This is a genomic window from Komarekiella delphini-convector SJRDD-AB1, from assembly GCF_014831675.1.
GTDB lineage: Bacteria > Cyanobacteriota > Cyanobacteriia > Cyanobacteriales > Nostocaceae > Komarekiella.
On the sequence record NZ_VJXY01000035.1, the window covers coordinates 18,829 to 40,618 of the forward strand.

The following is a 21,790-nucleotide window of genomic DNA, read 5'->3' on the forward strand; positions in this document are numbered from 1 at the left end:
ACAATTTAAGCAGCTAAGGTTGGGGAAATACCCCCAGTAATCCGCCAGTGAGGCTGAGGTACAATGCAAAGAAATATTTAAATTATGAGCGGCAAATCAAAATGATCACATCAGGAGTTAACACAAAATCCAGCGATAAAAGCCTAGAGGCAATGCGGCATTTTTCCGAACAATACGCCAAGCGAACTGGAACATACTTCTGTGCTGAACCTTCTGTTACAGCAGTTGTAATTGAAGGACTAGCCAAACATAAAGATGAACTGGGTGCGCCTTTGTGTCCTTGTCGCCACTACGAAGATAAAGAAGCTGAAGTCCACGCTACATATTGGAATTGTCCCTGTGTGCCAATGAGAGAACGCAAAGAGTGCCACTGTATGCTGTTCCTCACCCCTGAAAACGAGTTTGCTGGAGAAAACCAAGAAATCTCTCTCGAAACAATTAAAGAAGTTAGAGACAGTATGGGATGAGCGAAACCATCCCCCAAGAGTTTTGGCAAGCCGTAGAACTGTTCAATTCTGGGCAGTTCTACGCCTGTCATGATACTTTAGAGGCTCTATGGATCGAAGCGGGCGAACCAGAAAAAACTTTTTATCAAGGTATTCTGCAAATTGCTGTGGCGCTGTATCATCTGGGTAATCGTAACTGGCGAGGAGCAGTAATTCTGCTGGGAGAAGGTAGCAATCGCCTGCGACGTTACCCTTCCAGTTACAGCGGCGTTGATGTCGATGAGCTATTGAGTCAAAGCGTGGCGCTGTGGAAGACATTACAACAAATAGGAGCAGACAAGATTACCGCTGGTGATTTGGGTGAAAATCAAGCCTTATCTTTGCCTAAAATTTTACTAATTTCTGAATAGTGAAGTTTACTTAAATGATTCGGATCAGTGCTTGGGGATAAACTTTTCACGAATCGTTCTAAGCGTCATGCCAGTAGGGAGCGGCGTTACGTTGTTCAATATCACTTAAACCAGTTAACAGTAAACAGTAAACAGTTAACAGTTGGGGATTTAAACCCGTCAGATAGCGCCTGCCACTAATCGGCTTTGGGTTATTAGTTTTCTGTTGGAGGTACTTGCCCCCTTAGTGGTTCCCCTTAAACCCAATTATCTTGACTGTTTACCGTTTACTGTTAACTGTTTACTGTTAAAGCTTAACCAAGAATTATTGGATGAGCGATGCCCACCCAATGACGGCTATCTGTCTACAGACCCCATGATCACATCAATACTGCCGAGAATAACTACAATATCTGCGACCTTCATCCCTCGTAGTAAATGAGGGAGAATCTGGAGGTTGTTGAAATCAGCAGGGCGAATCTTCCACCGTAAAGGGAAGACGTTATCATCACCAACTAGATAAATTCCCAGTTCACCTTTACCGCTTTCTACACGGGAGTAGATTTCACCTTTGGGAATCTTAAAGGAGGGGGAAACTTTTTTACCGATGAATTGGTAATCAAATGCATCCCACTCTGATTTTTTCCCTGCCGCTAAACGCTTGGCTTCCAGATTTTCGTAGGGCCCACCGGGTAATCCTTTGATGGCTTGGCGAATAATCTTCACAGATTCGCGCATTTCCCGCATCCGCACTACGTAACGGGCAAAGCAATCCCCAGCAGTTTCCCACTGCACATCCCAGTCAAAGTCGTCGTAGCACTCGTAGTGGTCAACTTTCCGCAGATCCCACTTCACTCCAGAAGCACGTAACATTGGGCCAGAAAGCCCCCAGTTAATTGCTTCTTCGCGGGTGATAGTACCAATACCCTCAACACGTCGGCGGAAGATGGGATTATCAGTCACTAAGCGTTCGTACTCGTCAACTTTGGGTATTAAATAGTCGCAGAATTCTAAACACTTATCTACCCAACCATAAGGTAAATCAGCTGCTACACCGCCAACGCGGAAGTAGTTGTTATTTACCATCCGATAACCTGTGGCGGCTTCCCATAAATCATAAATCATCTCCCGTTCCCGGAATTGGTAGAAAAAGGGAGTTTGAGCGCCCACATCAGCCAGGAACGGGCCAAACCACAGTAAGTGATTAGCAATCCGGTTCAACTCCAGCATGATGACGCGGATGTAGCTAGCACGTTTGGGAACAGCGACACCTGCCAGTTGTTCTGGGGCGTTGACAGTTACAGCTTCATTAAACATTCCCGCAGCATAGTCCCACCGACTGACGTAGGGGACGTACATGATTGTGGTGCGGTTCTCAGCAATTTTTTCCATCCCCCGATGCAGGTAGCCGATGACTGGTTCACAGTCAACGACATCCTCGCCATCCAGGGTGACAATTAGCCGCAGAACCCCGTGCATTGAGGGATGGTGTGGCCCCATATTCAACACCATGGGTTCAGTGCGGGTTTCTAGTCTGGCCATAGATTTAGTGTTCTCCGTTCGTGAAAATTTTGAATTGAACCGCTAAGATGCCAACCAGACCCGATTGATCGTGTCTGCCAATCTAAAGTAGAGACTGTAGGTGCAATACTTTTAGAGTAAACTCCCTTTGGAAGGACACTGCGTTGCTCTTTCAGAGTTAAAGCAAGTGTCGGTGGTGTCTACATGTATTGCTCATACAGGGGTATGTTGGAGAGAGGAGGACAGAGGAGGGATTTTACTTGATATTTCATTTTGTTGCACTTCTTCAATTATTATATGGAAGCTCGATATCAGGGACTTGAGGCGCAGGAATTTTTTCATGTGCCTGTGTTGAGTCGGGAGGTAGTTACAGGTTTGGCGGTGCGTCCAGGTGGGCATTATTTAGATGCGACGGTTGGCGGTGGTGGTCATAGTCGCTTGATCTTGGAAGCTGCTGCGGATGTGCAAATAACAGCACTTGACCAAGATGAGGATGCTTTAGCGGCGGCGCAGAAGTACTTGGCTGAGTATGGAGAACGTGTACAATTTATCCTCACTAACTTTGCTGCCTACCATTTTGCTTCTAACACTTTTGACGGTATCCTCGCTGATTTGGGGGTGAGTTCTTACCATTTAGATCAGCCGGAACGGGGTTTTAGCTTTCGCCAGACCGCAAATCTAGATATGCGAATGGATCGGCGACAATCGCTCACCGCAGCGGATGTAATTAATACTTGGGATGAAGCCCAATTAGCAGATATTTTCTTTAAATACGGCGAAGAACGACTATCGCGGCGCATTGCTAGACGCATTGTCGAAAGACGACCCTTTCAAACGACTGTTGAGTTAGCAGAGGCGATCGCTTCTTCTGTCCCGCCTAAATACCGTTATGGTAGAATTCATCCTGCTACTCGCGTTTTTCAAGCTCTGCGAATTGTCGTCAACGACGAGTTAAATTCTTTAGAAACTTTTTTAGATAAAGCGCCAAACGCGCTTGTTCCTGGTGGCAAAATTGCGATTATCAGTTTTCACAGTCTAGAAGACCGCCCGGTGAAACATGGTTTAAGAAATTCACCTTTGTTAAAAGTCTTGACAAAAAAGCCTATTACTGCTTTAGAAGAGGAGATTCAGAGGAATCCGCGATCGCGATCGGCCAAACTTAGGATAGCCCAGAGGGTATTGTAATTGCAATGCGCCTTAAACTGCTCCATCTCGTGGCTCAGAATTGCTGCGAATACGCTCGTAGCGTTTTTAAACGCAGAGGAACGCGGAGTAAAGCGCAGAGGAACGCAAAGAGAATGAGGGGAGATGATTGATGATCTAGTTACTTGTTACTACCATCGCTTTCTATAAGGCACGTTGATGATGATTTCGCACACGTTCGGGACTACCAGTAGGAATCGCAGCAATTAATTTTTGCGTGTATTCCTCTTTGGGTTCCAGATAGATACTTTCGGCTGTTCCTTGTTCGACAATTTGACCGTGATTCATTACTAAAATGCGATCGCTCATAAATTTCACTACACTTAAATCGTGAGAAATAAAGATATAAGTGAGTTGAAAATCTTTCTGCAATTCTTTTAAAAGATTCAATACTTGCGCCTGCACTGACACATCCAATGCTGAAACTGATTCATCACAGATAATAAATTTGGGATTTAATGCTAAGGAACGAGCAATACAAATCCGTTGGCGTTGACCACCAGAAAATTGATGGGGATAGCGGTTAATTGCATCAGCACTTAACCCCACTCGTTCTAATAATTCGACTACGCGTTCACGTCGTTGCCGCTTTGTCTTGCCAACGGCGTGAATTAACAACGGTTCCATCACTGCATCCCCAACCTTCATGCGTGGGTCAAGCGAACTAAAGGGATTTTGAAAGACTATTTGCATTTCCCGCCGCAATTTCTGCAACGTTTCTCCTTTGAGGGTGGTAATATCTTGCTTCTCAAAGATAATTTGACCACTCATCGGTTCAATTAATCGCAGCAAGGTTCTGCCGAGGGTGGTTTTGCCACAACCAGATTCTCCCACCAATCCTAATGTTTCCCCTGGTTTGACATCAAAGGAAACGCCATTAACTGCCATAGTGTAGCGTTTTGTACCACCAAATACCCCGCGCACCGGAAAACCAACCTTGAGATTGCGGATTTGTAATAAGGGTTGCTGTTCGTTGAGATTCGCTAATCTTACAGCAATTTCTTCATTGGAAACTTCCGGGGGTTGTGGGGGTTCTTTTGCTTGAATTACTAACTGTCCTGTTGCTGTCTCCTCTGCACTCATGTAGTCAGAGACAGTGAGTAGTTTTTGGGGACGACGGTTGAGTGTGGGACGGCAAGCTACTAAACCTTTAGTATATGGATGCTGGGGATTACTAAAAATTTGCTGTGCGGTATCGTATTCTACAACCTTGCCTCTGTACATCACTGCTACTTCGTCAGCGATTTCTGAAATTAGTCCCAAGTCGTGAGTGATGAAAATCATTGCCATTTCACGGCTTTGCTGCAATTCTCGCATTAACTCCAGAATTGTCGCTTGCACAGTTACATCCAAGGCTGTGGTTGGTTCATCAGCAATTAATAGTAATGGGTTGCAGGAAATAGCCATTGCAATCATTACCCGTTGCAACTGTCCCCCAGAAAGTTCATGGGGGTAGCGTTTCAGCATCGCTTCTTTGTGTTCCTTTACCAACTGTGCCAACTTTGGCTCATTTGGTTTAGATGAATTTGGGTTAGTTTGATTCCAGGTTTCGATATACTGCTGCTGGATCTGCTCATCGCTAGGCAGTAATTTTACTTCTTGCAGACCTGCGATCGCAATTTGTCTGGCTTGAGCGGCTGAGACATTCTGATGCCGCATAATCGCTTCTGTTAGCTGAAACCCAATATCATAAACTGGATTTAGCGAACTCATCGGTTCTTGAAAAATCATGGCGATGTCGCCGCCCCGGTGTAACTGCATTTGCTCAGGAGGCAATTTCACCAAATCTATGGCGTTGGCATTCTCCTGAGCGCGAAACCAGATTTCACCACCAGTAATTCTACCAGGACTCTGCAACAAACCCATCACAGCTAAGGCTGTCACTGATTTGCCGCTCCCCGATTCTCCTACTATTCCTAGAGTTTCACCTCTATGTAGCTGAAATGAAATACCATCGACGGCTTTGGCGATGTTGCCATCACTGGAAAAGTCAACTTGTAGATTGCGAACCTCTAGGACAGTTTCTCTCATAGGAGTTGGGTATGAATTTTGTCTGAAAAATTATTTGGATTTTAACAATAGTTTTAACGCTATGTTGAGAAATTTAGCTTTTTTACTCCTTAGCAGTTTTTCGCTGCTTACACCTTAAGCACAATCATAATCGTGTCGTGGTATTCTCTCTGATTAGAGTTACAGTGTTTACACAACACCATTAACCCAGAAATTTGTCATCACGAACAAAACAGTCAATAGAATAAATCAGTACTGAATCTAAAAATTATAAGCTGATACTTATATAAATTAAGTTTGGATCTCTGTCATCCCTGTAGTACGAGCTGCTGCACAAGCTTCTCCCCAACTGATAAAATAATTTTCAAAGTATTCAATAGAGTACTCACTTAACTTCTTAACTTCATCTTTAGTTGGAATACGCCCTATATCTTTAGCTATACGCTTAATTTCTAATTGAAGTACTTTTTTACTAACTTTATATTTTTGTTTAGGAAGACGTGGAACATTACTATTTTTAACTTGAGGAATTTCATTTATCTTACCAAAAGGGTCTATACCTTTTTCAAGCTGCTCATGACGCTTTAATGATATTTCATAATACTGCTGGGATAATTCTATTCCAACAAAACGTCTTCCCATTTGATGAGCAGTCAAAGTAGATGTACCAGCACCATTGAAACAATCAAGGATTATTTCATCGGATTTAGTATACACAGCAAAAAGTCTTTTCATTAAGTCTGGTGGCAATTGACACGGATGGTCAACACGACGACTATTATGCTTTAAGCGATGAATATCATACCATATATTACTAATAAGAGAGCGGTCTATATTGCCGAATCGATTCCTTTTTTTAATGCAATTAGGACGAATACAATAAAACTCAGCAAGGGGATTTAAAAGTAATTTATCATTTGTAGTCTTATTCTCATCAATCAATCCTGGCAAAGGTCTAGGCTCACCCTTAGAGAAACATAAAATTGCGTAGTGCGCGGGCATAATCATCCTTACTGGAAAGCTAAGTGCGTCCCATACAATCCAGTCTTGAAATATCATGAATGAATTTAGATTATTATAATATCGAGCTGCCAATAAAGGAATATTCAAAACTGCTAATGTATGACCAGGTTTCAAGACTCTATAAAGTTCAGAAAGCCAACTATCACACCATTTAAAATATTCAATGGATTCAAGAGCATCGTCCCATTTGTCATATTTTTTATTTAAATTATATGGAGGATCTGCGAAGCAGAAATCTATACAATTATCAGGCAATGAGCGCAAAGCCGATAAGCAATCTTCATTTAAAAGCTGATTTTTAAAGCTTTTATTCTCAACTTTAATCAATTTTTCTCTTGTAAATTGTACTTCTTTGTTTTCAGATTTTACAGGTAGAAGTTCCTCAAATCTTTGCATATTTATTAGCCAAATATTTTGATATTCTTCAATACCGAAAATCTCACTAACACGGTCAATTAAAACGTTAATATTAGCATTAGGATTAATTTCAATATCACGCCAGACGTCAGACATAAGTGTTCCATATTCATGGTAGGTATGCTTCTTGCCTCCATAATCTTTTGTTGTCTTTTGACACGCAGGGCAACAAGTATATTTTATGCGTGTTTTTGTATGAATTAAAGCTTCGGAATATTTAGCCAGAACTAGAAGTGTAGCATGTCTCTTTGATAATACTTTTTTCTCAGTGGAGTCAGTATCAGCAGAGGTTTTTACAGCTACCCAAAGCTTAAAATTTAAAGCATATTCTAGATGTGCTAACAGAACAGCTGCATCGGGTGGAGTTGTTAGAAAACAAATTGTAGATTTATTGCTTAATTGGGCACAGTAACTTTTTATTACTTCAAAAATATTTTTCGATTTTATTGCATCTGTATTTGTTCTGGGGAAAGGCAACCAGAATAAATAAACATCTGAATTAAATTTATCTATTTTTTTTAGTTGTTCAACATTATTAATTTCAATAGTATTTAATATTAATTTTTTACTGCATTCACTCAAATGTGTCATCAATAATTACTCCGTTAAAAACCTGCTTGATGTTCCATAAAATTAGTAAGAAATTTTATTTCTTCACTAGATAAAGCCACTGCACAATCACTATAGTGACATATAGTACTTACAGCTGATTGTTTCACATTAATATTACCAGCACCATCTATTACATAACAAATCCAAGCTCCAGCATCATGAATTATTTTAGCTCTTGCTTCAGCCTGTCCTGCCTTACGTTCAATTACACTATTAGTTGTAAACTGAAAACTTACCTCTATAGCAAAATATTTTTTATTAGGAGAAATAGCTACAATATCAAAAGTAGTTTCAGTTTTTCCACCTGTATGACTAACTTTTGGAATAGTTCCATTCCTTTCCACTTTCCATGTAGGAAGAATTAATTTTATTTTATCAATTACATAATCTTGAGCGATTTGACTAAGTGCATTAGATTTCGCTCCACTAATTTGTCTACTAATTCTAATATAACTTTGTTTAACAAATTTCTGCAATTCTTCAGGATCACCCATTAAACTGCCAATGATACATTTTTCCTTTATATCTGCTGGGAGTGTATCATTATACAAAGATGCTCCATGCAGTATTAGCATAATCACATCTTTCATTCTAGGATTTAATGTACAACCTAGTAATAGCTTTTTTCCATCTACTTTAAGTCCAGAGTTTGTAAGTGAAACTTTTTTATATATTTCTTTAAATTCATATTCGTAATTTTGTTCGTGCCAAACATAATACATTTTATTTTTATTAAAATCCCTTTTTAAAGGTGGTAGTTTATTTAATGCCTCTCCTCCTAAATCACTGAGAACCATTAAATGTTTTAAAAATATATTACCTGTAATTTCATTTGATACATCAACCAGCTTCTCCCACGATTATGGAGATTTATCAGCTAAATTTAAAACACTAATAAATTTGCCTTGAGTATTTAAAAGTAATGGAAGGATACTAACAGAACATTCTTTTTCTATTATTTCAGGTGGCCAAAATAAGACTGCCTTTGCCTTAAGCTCTGTAAGTGTTCGAGCGAATTTTTCCATAATGTTTATCAAAAAGATCTAAATTTATTTTTACTAGGAGAGAATACGATACTTAGGTAAATCTTAATATCAAGAGTAAATAATGACCAATAAAAAAATAGCACATCCTGAAGGATGGCTACTTGTGGAAATTATCTAATCGTAATATTTTCAGCTAAGTATGGTTAACAAATTGAATACATGCTTAACTACAAACTTTAAAACGGGATGTCGTCCTGATTAGGGTCTTCCTCCTTCTCTGCTTGATAGGTAGGCCGCTCATAATTTGTGGGCTGGGATATGGGTTCTGACTTTGTTACTTGGGGAATGACGCCAACATTACTTGTAGCTGGAGTAGTAACGGGACGTGGTGGCTCATAACTGGGAACTGCGGCTGGAGAGGACAATTCTGAGGAAGGTTGTCGCAAGGAAGTTTCTGTAAATGATGGAGTTATGTTTGCTGAAGACGATGGATCAGTGCTGAAACTACCACCTACAGATTGAATTTGTTGCACTGTCAATTCAGCGCGTTTTTCTTTAAAACCTTCTGGACGATCAATAGTATTCATACTTAAACGTCCTACTAGGATAACGCGATCGCCTTGGTGGTAATTTTGCTGTATTTCTATTGCTAAATTTCCCCAGCCGACAACTTTTAGAGTGGCCAGTTGGTCTTCTGTGCGCTGGGAATTTGGAAACTGCACCAGCATCTCCGTGACTCCCAAGTTATCCGCTGTATAGCGAAGTTGCGGTTCTTGAATAATTTCCGCCATCAAAACGCAGCTGTTCATTAAAATTCCTCCTGACTGTTAAAAGTGCTGAGTAAAAAAGTGTGAGAAAGAGGGGGTTTTAATATTTCCGCAATCAATTTTCTATATGAACTCTTTATTAGAGTTAGTTCTAGCATAAAAGTCAAGCGATCGCTTTGAACAGCATTTAACATGCTGCTCTCTACCTTCGCTTGACTAAAATGAGCATTGAATTCTGCATAGACTAGTATAATTGTACCATCATTCGGCAGAAAAAATACTCTACGCAAGTTAAGTTTGGACATGAACTGGAAAAACACCCAAGGCAATCAACCGTGCGGGTAGGTCGCGCAAGATGGGCAAGCGCAACAAAATAGATGGCTGAAAGTTGCGATTTGAGTTGAGAATTGGGGCGAATATCTGCTTCTGGACAAAGGTCTGAAATGCCTGAATGATGCGTGTGGGTAACTCGCGTTGACGTTGCACTTTTGCTAAATCACTGAGTTCTACTTGTCGGTTTTTGAGTGGTTTGCTGAGTACATTTGCTGCGACCACAGCATCTTGAATTGCATAGTTAATGCCCACTCCACCCACAGGGGACATCACATGAGCAGCATCACCGATAAGTAGCAGTCCTGGAAGATACCAACGCTTGACGCGACTGGACTCTACAGAAAGAAAAGCTACCTGTGACCAATCTTGTAAATTTTGGATGCGCTCATTGAATTCTGGTATAACTCCGACAACAGATTTTTTTAATTCCTCCAAACCAGCAGCACGCAATTTTTGATAACCACCTTTTGGGATGACGTAGGCAAGTTGCCACTCGTCGCCACGATCAAGCATCGCTACAATGTGACCTTGAGCAAAGCGCCCCACTCCTCCCTCTGGGTCTTCTGATTTTCGGGGTAGGCGGAACCACAAGACATCCATCGGCGGTGAAGTTTCAATTGACTCAAAACCACCCAGTTGCCTTAAACGGGAGTGGCGTCCATCTGCACCAACTGTAAGTAGCGCACGTACTTCGTGCCAGCCTCCCCCGCGATAGCGAACACCTTGAACCACACCATTTTCTGTGATTAGTTCCTGCACATTCGCACCCATCACTAACCGAAAATTTGGATATTTTTGTGCTTCTTGGGTAATAAACTCTAGGAATTTAACCTGGGGAAGCATCGTAATGTATGGGTAGTGCGTTTTCAGATGACTAAAATCTGCTAATGTAACAGTATCTTGAGGAGTCTGAACCCTAATGCGGTGCATCTTGGCATGGGGTAGTTGTAGCAAGCGATCGCTTAAGCCCATTTCCTCCATAATTTCCATCACCGATGGGTGAATTGTGTCACCCCGAAAGTCACGATCAAAGTCTTTGTGAGTTTCTAGCAGCATCACCGAAATACCTTGACGCGCTAATAGCAAGGATAAAACTGCTCCTGCTGGCCCCCCACCAACGACGCAACAATCTGTAGTTTCTACGTTTACAATGTCATGGTCAGGGTTAACGCTCAGGTCTTGAGAAGGATTTGCGGGTACATAGGTAGTCATAACAACACCTCTTGACAGCCCTAAAATCCAGGGTAGTTTGCTTTTTCTAGTGAAAGCTGTTTTTTTAACTTTTCGTATTTACATGGAATTCCTGGTGAGCCTACTAAGGAGCAAATAAGCTTTAATTTTGTGTCAGCGATCGCCATTAATGATTATCCCCCTTGCCAAGGTTGTTGTTAAAATCCCTTGATACTTTAGAGTTAAATAATCAAGCTTTTCAGAATACCCAACATCAAGAACTACATTATCCCTCTGGCAGATAAAATTTATATATGAACGCTACACAAGAACAACTAAAACTTAAATTTAAACAGGCCTTGGCGGCTGCTTTTGGCGCTGACTTCGCTGGAGTAGATCCAATTTTGGTTCCTGCTAGCAATCCTCAATTTGGTGATTATCAAGCGAATGTGGCTTTATCCCTGAGTAAAAAGTTAGGAAAGCAACCAAGGGCGATCGCAGGCGCGATCGTTGATAAACTAGATGTATCAGAAATCTGCGAACCGCCAGAAATCGCTGGGCCAGGATTTATCAATCTGAAACTCAAAACAACATACCTAGAAGCACAACTGAAAACTATTCAAGCAGACTCTAGGCTAGGAGTTCCGGCGGCGAAGATGCCAAAGCGGGAAATTGTAGATTTTTCCAGTCCGAATATTGCTAAAGAAATGCACGTCGGACACTTGCGTTCCACGATTATTGGTGATTCCATCGCCCGCATTCTAGAATTTCAGGGACACGATGTCTTGCGGTTAAATCATGTGGGTGATTGGGGTACTCAGTTCGGGATGTTAATCGCCTACCTGCGGGAAGTTTACCCAGAAGCTCTTACCACCGCTGACGCTTTAGATATCGGGGATTTAGTCGGCTTTTATCGCCAAGCCAAACAGCGGTTTGATACAGACTCAGCTTTCCAAGAGACGGCACGGCAAGAGGTCGTAAGATTACAAGCAGGTGCAGAAGATACCCTTCATGCTTGGAAATTACTGTGCGAACAGTCGCGGCAGGAGTTTCAAGTAATTTATGACTTGCTGAATATCCAAGTAATTGAACGCGGGGAATCTTTCTATAACCCCTTATTACCAGGAATTGTAGAAGATTTAGAAAAATCCGGGTTATTAGTAGAAAACCAGGGAGCAAAGTGTGTCTTCTTGGAAGGTTTTACGAATAGAGAAGGTGAGCCTTTACCTTTAATTGTGCAAAAATCTGATGGTGGCTACAATTACGCTACAACTGATTTGGCATCTTTACGATACCGAATTCAACAAGATGAAGCAAAGCGCATAATTTATGTAACTGATGCTGGACAAGCTAATCACTTTACCCAGTTCTTCCAAGTAGCACGCAAAGCAGGATGGATTCCTGATGATGTGGAACTGGTTCATGTTTCCTTTGGTTTAGTCTTAGGGGAAGATGGCAAGAAATTCAAGACTCGTTCCGGGGATACAGTGCGGTTACGGGATTTGTTAGATGAAGCGATCGCTCGTGCTCACGCAGACTTAGAAATCAGATTAAAACAAGAAGAACGCGAAGAAACAGAAGAATTCATTAATAAAGTTGCTGAAGTAGTTGGGATCAGTGCGGTTAAATATGCAGACTTAAGCCAAAACCGCACCAGCAACTACATTTTCAGCTACGACAAAATGCTAGATCTTAAAGGCAATACTGCACCCTATATGCTGTATGCTTATGCGCGAATTCAAGGTATTAGCCGCAAAGGTGGTATTAACTTTGAACAGTTGCAAGAAAATGCCAAAGTCATATTGCAGCATGAAACAGAATTAGCTTTAGCAAAGTATCTACTTCAGCTAGATGAAGTTATTAGCATTGTAGAGCAAGATTTGCTACCCAATCGGCTATGTGAATATTTGTACGAACTGAGTAAAAAGTTTAATCAGTTTTATGACCGCAATCAGGGGGTTCGCGTGCTAGATGCAGAAGAACCACTGCGGACATCCCGCTTAGTTTTATGCGATTTGACAGCTAGAACCCTCAAGCTAGGACTATCTTTGCTGGGAATTCAAGTACTGGAGAGGATGTAATCAGAAGTCTTGAATTGCAGTGTTGTAGGCGCGATCGCCATTTGTGAGATTATTAGAAATAAATCTCATTAATCAACATTAGTCATGACGATTACCTTGACGATGCAAGAGGATTGGGAACTGTGGGAAGAAGCTAATCAAAATTGCTTACAGCCATCGGAACGAGAGCCATTTGAAATTATTCGTCAAATGCCCAAACAGCTTGGTCAAGGCTATATACGGGATATTGAGGTGCATCCAGAACTCTGGGTGATGATTTGGGATTGTGAATATCACGATGATATGTTAATGAAAATCTCTGAATGGAATCATCCACTAGAATTTTGGGTCTTCCTTTCAGGAAAAATCATAGACGAATATGGCGGGCAGTTGGGGGAAGGATATACTTCTATTTCCGGTAGTGGTGTTCAACGCCAAATGATTGTAAAGTCCCCCAAATCCCGACGTGTGGGCGTTAGCATACATACGCTTCCTGACGTGCTGGTAACTTTTTTCCCCGATGAAACAGGAGAAATTCCCCAACAGTTGCGTCTGTTGGACAAGGGTAACGATTGGCAGACTTTGCTTTACCCGGAAACGACGATGGCCATTCAGGGAATAGCACAGCAAATTATTAACTGTCCTTTCCAGGGAATGACAAAGCGGATGTATTTACAAGCGAAGGTGTTGGAACTAGTGGCATTACAATTAGCTCCCATATTATCTGCTCAAAATAAACTACAACCATCACCACGACTGAAGCCAGATACTATCGCCCGGATTCATTATGCTAAAGAAATTTTACTTTCCAGGTTGGAGAATCCACCGTCATTGCTGGAATTGTCGCAGATTGTCGGGGTGAGCGATCGCACTCTCCGGCGCGGATTTAAGGAAATGTTTGGCACAACCGTGTTTGGCTATCTCTCCAATATACGTATGGAGCAAGCAGAGCAACTTTTGCGAGAGGGTAAGCTGAGTGTTGCTGAAGTTGCCAATTTGAGCGGTTATTCTCAGCAAGGACACTTTGCTGCTGCCTTTAAAAGAAAATTTGGCATTACACCCAGAGAATGTTTGTCAGGAAAGATAAATATTTTAGCTTCATAATGCCGTTTTGCGACTGTAATGCCGTTTTGGAATAGACTCTAACCCTAGTGCTTCTCTACACTATGCCTTATTGCAATTAATAACTATATGCAATAAGTCAGATTTTTATTTAAATTTCAGTAAGCGTGGTGTGATGAGCAAGATCAAAGGTTGGATATTTCTGCATAAACAAAATTTATGGCTGCTACCCAGCTTGATAGGATATATTCTCAACTTTGCGATTAGTCAGCCTGTTGTGGCTCAAGTTGAATCAGATAACAAAAAATTAACTACACATATTCCTCAATTAAGTGAGGTTAAATTTCCAGCCACTAACATTAAAGGTTTGCTTTCCCAATCGTCAATACCAACTAACCGCCTTTCTCAAGAGGATGTTACACAAGTGACGAGAGTGCAGGCTAATCCCACCGATAAAGGTGTGGAGGTGATTCTACAAACCACTCAAGGAGAACAACTGCAAATCACAAATCGCAGTCAGGGAAATAACTTTATCGTTGATATTCCTAAAGCCCAATTACGTCTACCAACTGGCGATGCTTTCACATTCCGTTCTCAACAGCCTGTTGAGGGTATTACTGAAATCACAGTTACAAATCTGGATGCCAATACTATCCGGGTGACGGTAACGGGTGAAGCAGGATTACCAACAGTTGAGCTATTTGACGGTGATGAGGGTCTAATCTTTTCTGTGGCTGGTGCTGTAACTTCCGCACAACAGCCAGAAACATCACCACAACAGCAACCAGAACAGCCAACAAGGGAAACTCAACCAGAGACACCTTCAGCAGAAAGTGATGAGCCGATAGAGTTAGTAGTAACAGGTGAGCAAGATAGTTATCGTGTGCCGAATGCAACCACAGCAACGCGAACCGATACACCATTGCGTGATATTCCCCAATCAATTCAAGTCATTCCCCAACAGGTCATCCAAGACCAGCAAGCTACCCGCCTAGTAGAAGTATTAAAAAATGCCCCTGGTGTTGTACTAGGCAGTCGAAGTCCTCGCGATCCTCTCAATATCATCAACATTCGAGGATTCAATGCATCTAATGATATTTTAATCAATGGTTTACCAGATCCTACAACTTCAGAAGTAGGGTTTGGCGCAAATATTGAGCGGGTTGAAGTTCTCAAAGGGCCTGCTTCAGTTCTATTCGGTCAAGGTGGGCTTGGTGGCAAAGTTAACATGGTTACGAAGCAGCCATTACCCGATCCTTTCTACGCAGTAGATGCGTCAGTTGGTAGCTACAATCTTTATCGTGGTGCGATTGATTTATCTGGGCCATTAAATGACAGCAAAACAGTACTGTATCGCCTGAATGCTTCTGCTCAAACTAGGGAAAGCTTTATTGATTTCTATGGCCACCGAGATTATTTAGTTGCACCAAGTTTAGCATTTCAACTAGGCGATAGAACTAAGTTGACATTAGCAGCAGAATATGGTTTATCAGAAGGAACCTATGACTTTGGAATACCCCCTAGGGGCAGTGTTTTACCTAACCTTAATGGCAGGATTCCTCGTAACCGTTTTGTGAGTGAGCCTGATTTTAATCAGGTTTCAAATGAAGTCTTTCGTATTGGCTATGATTTAGAGCATCGCTTTAGTGACAATTGGCAAGCAAGAAGCGTTTTCCGGGCTTCTTTGTTTCGCCTAAGACGCGACACTGTATTTCCTTTAGCATTGCAAAGTGATGGGCGTACCTTAAACAGAGGACAAGAGGTTGGTACTAAGTATGATGCAAATACCTATAATCTGGACAATTACGTTGTTGGTAACTTTGCTACGGGTAGTATCAAGCATCAGATAGTAGCAGGATTCAATCTAAGGAGAACGGATACTGATTATAAAGCTGCTCTTGATTTCAATTACACTCCCCTTAATATCTTTAACCCTGTGTATGGGCGTACTCCAATAGAGCAAAATTTTGAGCGCTTCATTAACAAAGATAGAGTGCAGCAATTAGGTATTTATCTCCAAGATCAAATCACCTTAGCAGAAAACTTGAAGCTACTTTTGGGTGGACGTTTTGATATTGCCAATCAAAAATATCAGGAACCATTTGAACAAATAGATGACTTTAAACAAACAGAGGCTTTTAGCCCGCGTGTAGGGATTGTTTACCAGCCCATTCAACCAATCTCGCTCTATGCTAGCTATAGTCGTTCGTTTAATTACTCAACATCAAGTGGATTCGCTCCTGCGGAAGCTGAACCAGAACGAGGTACACAGTACGAAATTGGTGTGAAAGCTGATATTACGGATCGATTAGCTGCAACACTAGCATTTTATGACTTAACTCGTTCTAACCTGCCAACATCCGATCTTGATAATCCGTTCCGAAGCATTTTAGTTGGGGAACAACGAAGTCGTGGGATTGAGTTTGATATTTCTGGTGAAATCTTGCGGGGATGGAATGTTATTGCAGGCTATGCTTTCACCAATGCAGAAATCACGGAAGACAAGGACTTTCCGATTGGTAATCAATTGAATAATGTACCTAAACATGCGCTCAACCTATGGACAACCTATGAACTTCAATCTGGCGACTTGAAAGGATTGGGATTCGGTCTAGGAGTCTTTTACTATGGAGATCGTCAAGGTGATTTAGAAAATACATTTGTGTTGCCAGGTTATACACGCACGGATGCTTCCATATTTTACAAACGTGACAACTTCCGGGCTGCGCTCAATATCCAAAATTTGTTCGATGTTGATTATTTTGTCTCAGCTCAAAACCGAAATCGTGTTCTCCCAGGAGATCCATTGACTGTGCAAGGAACTATTTCCTGGGAGTTTTAGGGGGTGAGTTGATGAGAACTTCTTTGCGGCGCTTGAGCAATCTATTGTTATTGGGAGTTTTGACATTTACACTGACTTCGGCTTGTAGCGCAAACATTAACTATAGTGTTACAAGCCCAAAACAACTCAAAGAAGACTGCCGAGTTATGCAACACATGATGGGCAAAATTTGCATTCCTCGCAATCCTCAGCGAGTAGTGACATTGTGGATGGCTACTTTCCGTAGTACTTTAGCATTAGGTATCAAGCCTATTGCGACTGCATGGTATGCAGGCGACTCTTTCCCAGAACATCTTCAAGGCAAAGCAGATGGAGTAGAAAATATTGGATTTCAACCAAACTTAGAAAAGATTTTGTTATTGAAACCCGATTTAATTCTATCGACTACTCGGTTTCAAAATATATATAAGCAACTGTCTGACATTGCACCTACTGTTGTCTTGGATAATCCTAGTCCTCCTCATCCTTGGCAAAAGCACTTAGAAGATACTGCCAAGTTGCTAGATAAAGAACAGCAGAGCAAACAGTTAATAAATAAATATTGGCAAAGGATTGAACAACTTAAACAAGTATTAGGCGATCGCCGTCTCCAAATGCAAGTATCAGTTGCCACTGTGGATCAATCTTACGGAATATACACATATGGGACAAAACACCCTACTGGTAGAGTATTAAATGATATTGGACTACAACGCCCATCTGCACAAAGTGGAGATTTCTTCACAAGAGATAATATTTCCCAAGAGCATTTGTCGGATATTGATGGTGATGTTTTGTTCCTTTCATATAGAGGAGGAAAAGCTGCTAGAGAGGCATTAGAAAAGCTACAAAAAGAACCTTTGTGGCAAAAACTGAAGGTAGTTCAACAAAATCGGGTTTATCTGGTAGATTCTGACCAATGGTACGCTTTTGATGTTTTGGCAATGAATGCAGTTGTTGACGATTTATTTAAGTATCTAGTCAAACACCCCTAAAATCAGTTTTATCTGAAATTGATTACGAGATAGCCTGTAATTCGGCTTAATTCGTAATTCGTAATTCGTAGTTCGTAATTCGTAATTACCAATCACTCACGATAATCTTACCTTGCTTCTAACCCGGCAATATTTGAGGCAAATCTAGTCGGTATTTCCTCATCACTAATTTTCAAAATGTTAATTAATACTGGGTATGTGGGTAACTGATATTTTTCTTCTGCCAAGGCTGTATAGACACGCATCCGACGCGGCATTGCTAATGAGGGACGCAGTTGTAATTCGTTGAAACTAGGAATTTACCATATTGTTGACTTTCTGCCCGGATTAAAACATCACTTTCTCTACTAATCCATTGAAATTCTGAGTTGAGGATTTCTCCGGCTTTGATGTCGGGTATTTGTGTTACCCATTTTACCCAGTTATCCGGTGCGAGACTAATTAACTTTTTGCTACTGACATTTGCGCGTTTTACCATTGTCTAACTATGCCAAATCCTCTGATCTTAACAAATTCCCAGATTCTCACTCACTTTAAATAGGTTTTGGCTGAATCAACACTATATAGCAAGCACAATAGCGGTAAGTATCTACTCACAGGGCACTCAAGGTAAATTCAATGCGTCACTATTAGTCATCATGGGCAAACCCTAGTTAACAGCAGGACTGAAATAGGGATAGTTCTGACAAATTGATTAAAATGTGGCAGTTAATGTAGGAAAAAAGTATGAAGAGAGCAGTTATTACCAAAACACTCATTACATCACTAGGTTTTTTAACTTTATTTGCCCCAAGTCAAACATCTGCTCAACTTATACCACAGCCTTGGATTTCAGTTGGTGGAAAGGATGGTGATACAACTTTTGCTGTGGGAGCCAGAGCATTAAATTTGGGAGTTGAGTTAGGAAGTGGGCCTGATGGCGCTACTGGCGTAGATGTTCTGAAATTTCTAAGTTTACCAGTGATTTCACCTTATATAGGAGTTGGATACTATTCAGAAGATAAAGGTGTTGCAGTTTCCGGCGGGGTTCAAGTAGGCGCTACTGATAACTTTTTTGTAGGTGCTGGTTACAATTCTGTGCGAGGACTCAACGGACAACTGGGAGTAAGATTCTAATTGCTCTGCTAATCTTTTAATAGAAGCATGGCAGGAGTGAGCAAGGCATTAAATTTCTCATGACATAATGCATACTTTTGCCGCATTCTATTAATTTTATTTGTTTAACGGGCATCTCCTTATGGAGCAAGGATTAAAATTACTCATTCAACTAGTACTAGAGTTCGCACCTGTAATTGTAACTCTAATACAAAAGAGAACGGAAGAAATGGCTATAACTAATTACCAACTTCCGAAAAAAACTCAAGATTTCCTTGATGTAAATATTTCAAATCAGTCAAATAGTTCTGTGGCCAGAGTTGAACAACAAAAACTCCTGCAACAGCAATTAGCCATTTACCAACGTGAGACACAGATAAAAATAGCAGAGCAAGAGAAAGATACAACTCTAAAGCTACCAGAAGTTAATAAAGTTCTTGATAGCTGGCCTTTGAGATTATATCCTTTACAAATTCTAGATCACACTAGTAATGAACGTATCCCACTCAAAATTTTTATTGCTCCTCCGCAAGTTAAGTTTGACCAATTTGATTATAGTAATGATGGAACATTAGAAATAGAGTTAATGTTGGCTGAAGGTTTACGAACATTTATCAACAAGCATTACTCTCTTCATAGTCCAATTAGACCGACAGAATTTTTAGCAGGAGCCTGGGATAGTAAACGTTTTCATAGTGAATCTAGCATCAAGGCTCTGTTTGGCATATTAAAGACAGAGCCTATTCTAATTTTAGAATCGGAAAAGGATGGAAATTATCTAAATTTCCGTATTGCTTATTGGGGATTAGGACAAGGAAACTACTATTACAAAACAATTGCTCGGTTATCTCATAGAGAAATTGTTCAGGAGTCTGCCAAAAGTCGCGCTTTAGAGTGGAAAAAAATTAGAGATGAACTGCTAGCCCAAGGGGTAAATTTAGAAGAAATTGAGCAGTTGGGTAGAGATAATGTATTTAATTTGGCACTTTTGGAAAAGGCAGAAAAATGGAAAGCTCAGGGGATTGATATTAGCAAATTATCTTTGCAATACCAAGTTAATCACCAAGATTTTGAAAAACTTTGCGATGTGTTAACTACCTGTCACTTTCTGGTTGCTGCTTGGGTAGCAGACGTTTATCACCTAGTTCACTATGATGTACCTCCTTTATTACCAGAATTGCTACCGAGTTTGCTTGAAGATGCTCTTGATTTACAATCAGTGCAAGCAATTATCATCGGTTATAAGCAAGTCTACCAAGCTTTAGAAAAAGAGCGGCGTTACTGGGTTCCAGAGTTGGCTTTGCAATTAGCTCAAAGTTTATCTCATTTAACTGATCGCTCTTGGGCACAGGAGCAGGTTGATTACTCGATAAACACATGGTTGGAACTACGTCAATCACCGCAACAATTCACTAACCTCTTAGAGGCAATGCACTCAGTCATCAGGATAGAAGATGAGGAATATGTGCAAAAGCTAAGAGAATACTTTATGACAGTAGGCGATCGCCTAAGTGTTCTTGAGGCTGAAAAACTTTTGGATGCGATCGCCAATCTCAAACACAAACACCCTCTGGAATCGACTGATCCCAGCTATACCCTGCTCAAACATTCAAGCAAAGTTACGTCTGTTGCCATTAGTCCTGATGGAAACATTTTAGTAAGTGGGTGTGTAGATAAAATCATTAATGTATGCAATCTGAAAACTGGTAAATTACTCCGCACTATCACAGAGAATTTAGGAGAAGTTTCATCCGTAGCAATTAGTCCCGATGGAAATTTCCTTGCTGTTGGCAGCTGCGAACATCCTAAAAGTAATGTGAAAGTGTGGCATCTCAAAACAGGCAAACTACTGCACACACTCTTGGGACATCAAAAGCCAGTAAATATTGTAGTAATCAGCCCAGATGGGCAGATTCTCGCCAGTGGCAGTAATAAAATTAAGATTTGGAACTTACACAAAGGCGATCGCATTTGTACCCTTTGGCATTCATCCGCCGTTCATGCGATCGCTATTAGTCCTGATGGTACAATCCTTGCCAGTGGTAGTTCTGACAATAAAATTAGGTTGTGGAATCCAAGTACAGGCGATCCCCTACGTACGCTCAATAGTCACGACGGTGAAGTAAAATCTTTAGCCATGAGTCCCGATGGACAACTACTTTTGAGCGGTGGTGCTGACAAAACTATCAAAATTTGGCATTTAATTACAGGTAAAGTCCTGCATACGTTGACTGGACACTTAGATGAAGTAAAATCTCTGGCTATGAGTTCTGATGGACAAATCCTGTTGAGCGGTAGTGCTGATAAAACTATCAAAGTTTGGCGTATTTCCACGGGTGAATTACTGCAAACGTTGACTGGACATTCAGGAACAGTGAATTCTGTTGCTCTAAGTCCAGATGGGAAGTTCCTCGCCAGCGGTAGCGCTGATAAAACAATCAAAATTTGGCAGATTTTTTTGTAATATCAGACCGATTCAATTAATGATTGCAACAAATTCTTTGGTAGAGACGTTGCAATGCAACGTCTCTACAGTAGTCTATTTCAGAACTTACGCACTCAGATCCCCCAACCCCCTTAAAAAGGGGGCTTTATAGATTCCCCCTTTTTAAGGGGGGATCTAGGTTTCAGCCTTCAGTGCGTAAGTCCTATATCTGTAGCATTCTTTTTTCAAAATGTATCAGATGAAAACTGTTAATGCATCGGCTTGCATTGCGATTGCATCGACCTACATTTATCAGTAAACGGTAAACAGTAAACAGTCAAGATAATTGGGTTTAAAGAGAACCACTATATCGGTGATCACTTCCAACTGAAAACTAATAACTGAAAGTCGATTACTAGCAGGCGCTATCTGGCAGGTTTAAATCCCCCACCATC

At 41.0% G+C, this 21,790-nt stretch carries 14 protein-coding genes and 2 pseudogenes; 9 read left to right on the top strand and 7 right to left on the bottom strand.

Annotated features, from left to right (window positions below):
• The first annotated feature begins 101 nt into the window (after positions 1-101).
• Together FNW02_RS25365 and FNW02_RS25370 are read left to right on the top strand one after the other, a co-directional pair.
• Entirely contained in the window at positions 102-467 is a 366-nt protein-coding gene (locus FNW02_RS25365; RefSeq protein WP_191760255.1) for a ferredoxin thioredoxin reductase catalytic beta subunit, read from the top strand.
• On the top strand, positions 464-856 hold the full coding sequence (locus FNW02_RS25370; RefSeq protein WP_191760256.1) for a DUF309 domain-containing protein: 393 nt from the start codon (positions 464-466) through the stop codon (positions 854-856). The genes FNW02_RS25365 and FNW02_RS25370 overlap by 4 nt, the downstream gene beginning before the upstream one ends.
• A 336-nt stretch (positions 857-1,192) precedes the next feature.
• Here the strand turns inward: FNW02_RS25370 and FNW02_RS25375 are convergent, their stop codons facing one another.
• The gene (locus FNW02_RS25375) at positions 1,193-2,377 is read right to left on the bottom strand and encodes an NAD(P)H-quinone oxidoreductase subunit H (protein ID WP_191760257.1); all 1,185 of its coding nucleotides are present in this window, start codon (positions 2,375-2,377) and stop codon (positions 1,193-1,195) included.
• Positions 2,378-2,653: 276 nt separating this feature from the next.
• Here FNW02_RS25375 and rsmH point away from each other — a divergent pair, with 276 nt between their 5' ends.
• Complete coding sequence (rsmH, locus tag FNW02_RS25380; protein ID WP_191760258.1) at positions 2,654-3,541, top strand: 16S rRNA (cytosine(1402)-N(4))-methyltransferase RsmH; 888 nt, start codon at positions 2,654-2,656, stop codon at positions 3,539-3,541.
• A gap of 162 nt (positions 3,542-3,703) precedes the next feature.
• Here rsmH and FNW02_RS25385 read toward each other — a convergent pair whose 3' ends face one another.
• The 5 genes and pseudogenes from FNW02_RS25385 to FNW02_RS25410 all read right to left on the bottom strand — a co-directional run bounded on the left by FNW02_RS25385 (position 3,704) and on the right by FNW02_RS25410 (position 10,919).
• Positions 3,704-5,590, bottom strand: a complete 1,887-nt coding sequence (locus FNW02_RS25385) for an ABC transporter ATP-binding protein (protein ID WP_191760259.1) — start codon at positions 5,588-5,590, stop codon at positions 3,704-3,706.
• Positions 5,591-5,860: 270 nt separating this feature from the next.
• Positions 5,861-7,600, bottom strand: coding sequence for a DNA methyltransferase (locus FNW02_RS25390; RefSeq protein WP_191760260.1), 1,740 nt, complete (start codon positions 7,598-7,600; stop codon positions 5,861-5,863).
• Between the two features lie 14 nt (positions 7,601-7,614).
• Positions 7,615-8,646 (bottom strand): annotated as a pseudogene (locus FNW02_RS25395) (restriction endonuclease).
• 197 nt (positions 8,647-8,843) lie between these two features.
• Entirely contained in the window at positions 8,844-9,416 is a 573-nt protein-coding gene (locus FNW02_RS25405) for a single-stranded DNA-binding protein (RefSeq protein ID WP_191760263.1), read from the bottom strand.
• A 249-nt stretch (positions 9,417-9,665) separates the two neighbouring features.
• Complete coding sequence (locus FNW02_RS25410) at positions 9,666-10,919, bottom strand: FAD-dependent oxidoreductase (protein WP_191760264.1); 1,254 nt, start codon at positions 10,917-10,919, stop codon at positions 9,666-9,668.
• A gap of 272 nt (positions 10,920-11,191) precedes the next feature.
• On the opposite strand from FNW02_RS25410, the gene argS reads away from it, so the two are divergent.
• The 4 genes from argS (at position 11,192) to FNW02_RS25430 (ending at position 17,815) form a co-directional block, all read left to right on the top strand.
• Entirely contained in the window at positions 11,192-12,958 is a 1,767-nt protein-coding gene (gene argS / locus FNW02_RS25415; protein ID WP_191760265.1) for an arginine--tRNA ligase, read from the top strand.
• A gap of 84 nt (positions 12,959-13,042) precedes the next feature.
• Positions 13,043-14,041: an AraC family transcriptional regulator gene (locus FNW02_RS25420; RefSeq protein WP_191760266.1), complete on the top strand. Its 999-nt coding sequence runs from the start codon at positions 13,043-13,045 to the stop codon at positions 14,039-14,041.
• A gap of 133 nt (positions 14,042-14,174) precedes the next feature.
• Positions 14,175-16,841: a TonB-dependent receptor gene (locus FNW02_RS25425; RefSeq protein ID WP_191760267.1), complete on the top strand. Its 2,667-nt coding sequence runs from the start codon at positions 14,175-14,177 to the stop codon at positions 16,839-16,841.
• A gap of 11 nt (positions 16,842-16,852) precedes the next feature.
• Positions 16,853-17,815, top strand: coding sequence for an iron-siderophore ABC transporter substrate-binding protein (locus FNW02_RS25430; protein WP_191760268.1), 963 nt, complete (start codon positions 16,853-16,855; stop codon positions 17,813-17,815).
• Positions 17,816-17,925: 110 nt separating this feature from the next.
• On the opposite strand, the pseudogene FNW02_RS25435 reads toward FNW02_RS25430, so the two are convergent.
• Positions 17,926-18,293 (bottom strand): annotated as a pseudogene (locus tag FNW02_RS25435) (RpnC/YadD family protein); the annotation flags it as partial.
• Between the two features lie 248 nt (positions 18,294-18,541).
• Between FNW02_RS25435 and FNW02_RS25440 the strand changes: the two are divergent.
• A complete protein-coding gene (locus FNW02_RS25440; RefSeq protein ID WP_191760269.1) occupies positions 18,542-18,931 on the top strand; it encodes a hypothetical protein in 390 nt (129 codons plus the stop codon).
• A gap of 121 nt (positions 18,932-19,052) precedes the next feature.
• Positions 19,053-21,374, top strand: coding sequence for a WD40 repeat domain-containing protein (locus FNW02_RS25445; protein ID WP_191760270.1), 2,322 nt, complete (start codon positions 19,053-19,055; stop codon positions 21,372-21,374).
• The last annotated feature ends 416 nt before the right edge of the window (positions 21,375-21,790 follow it).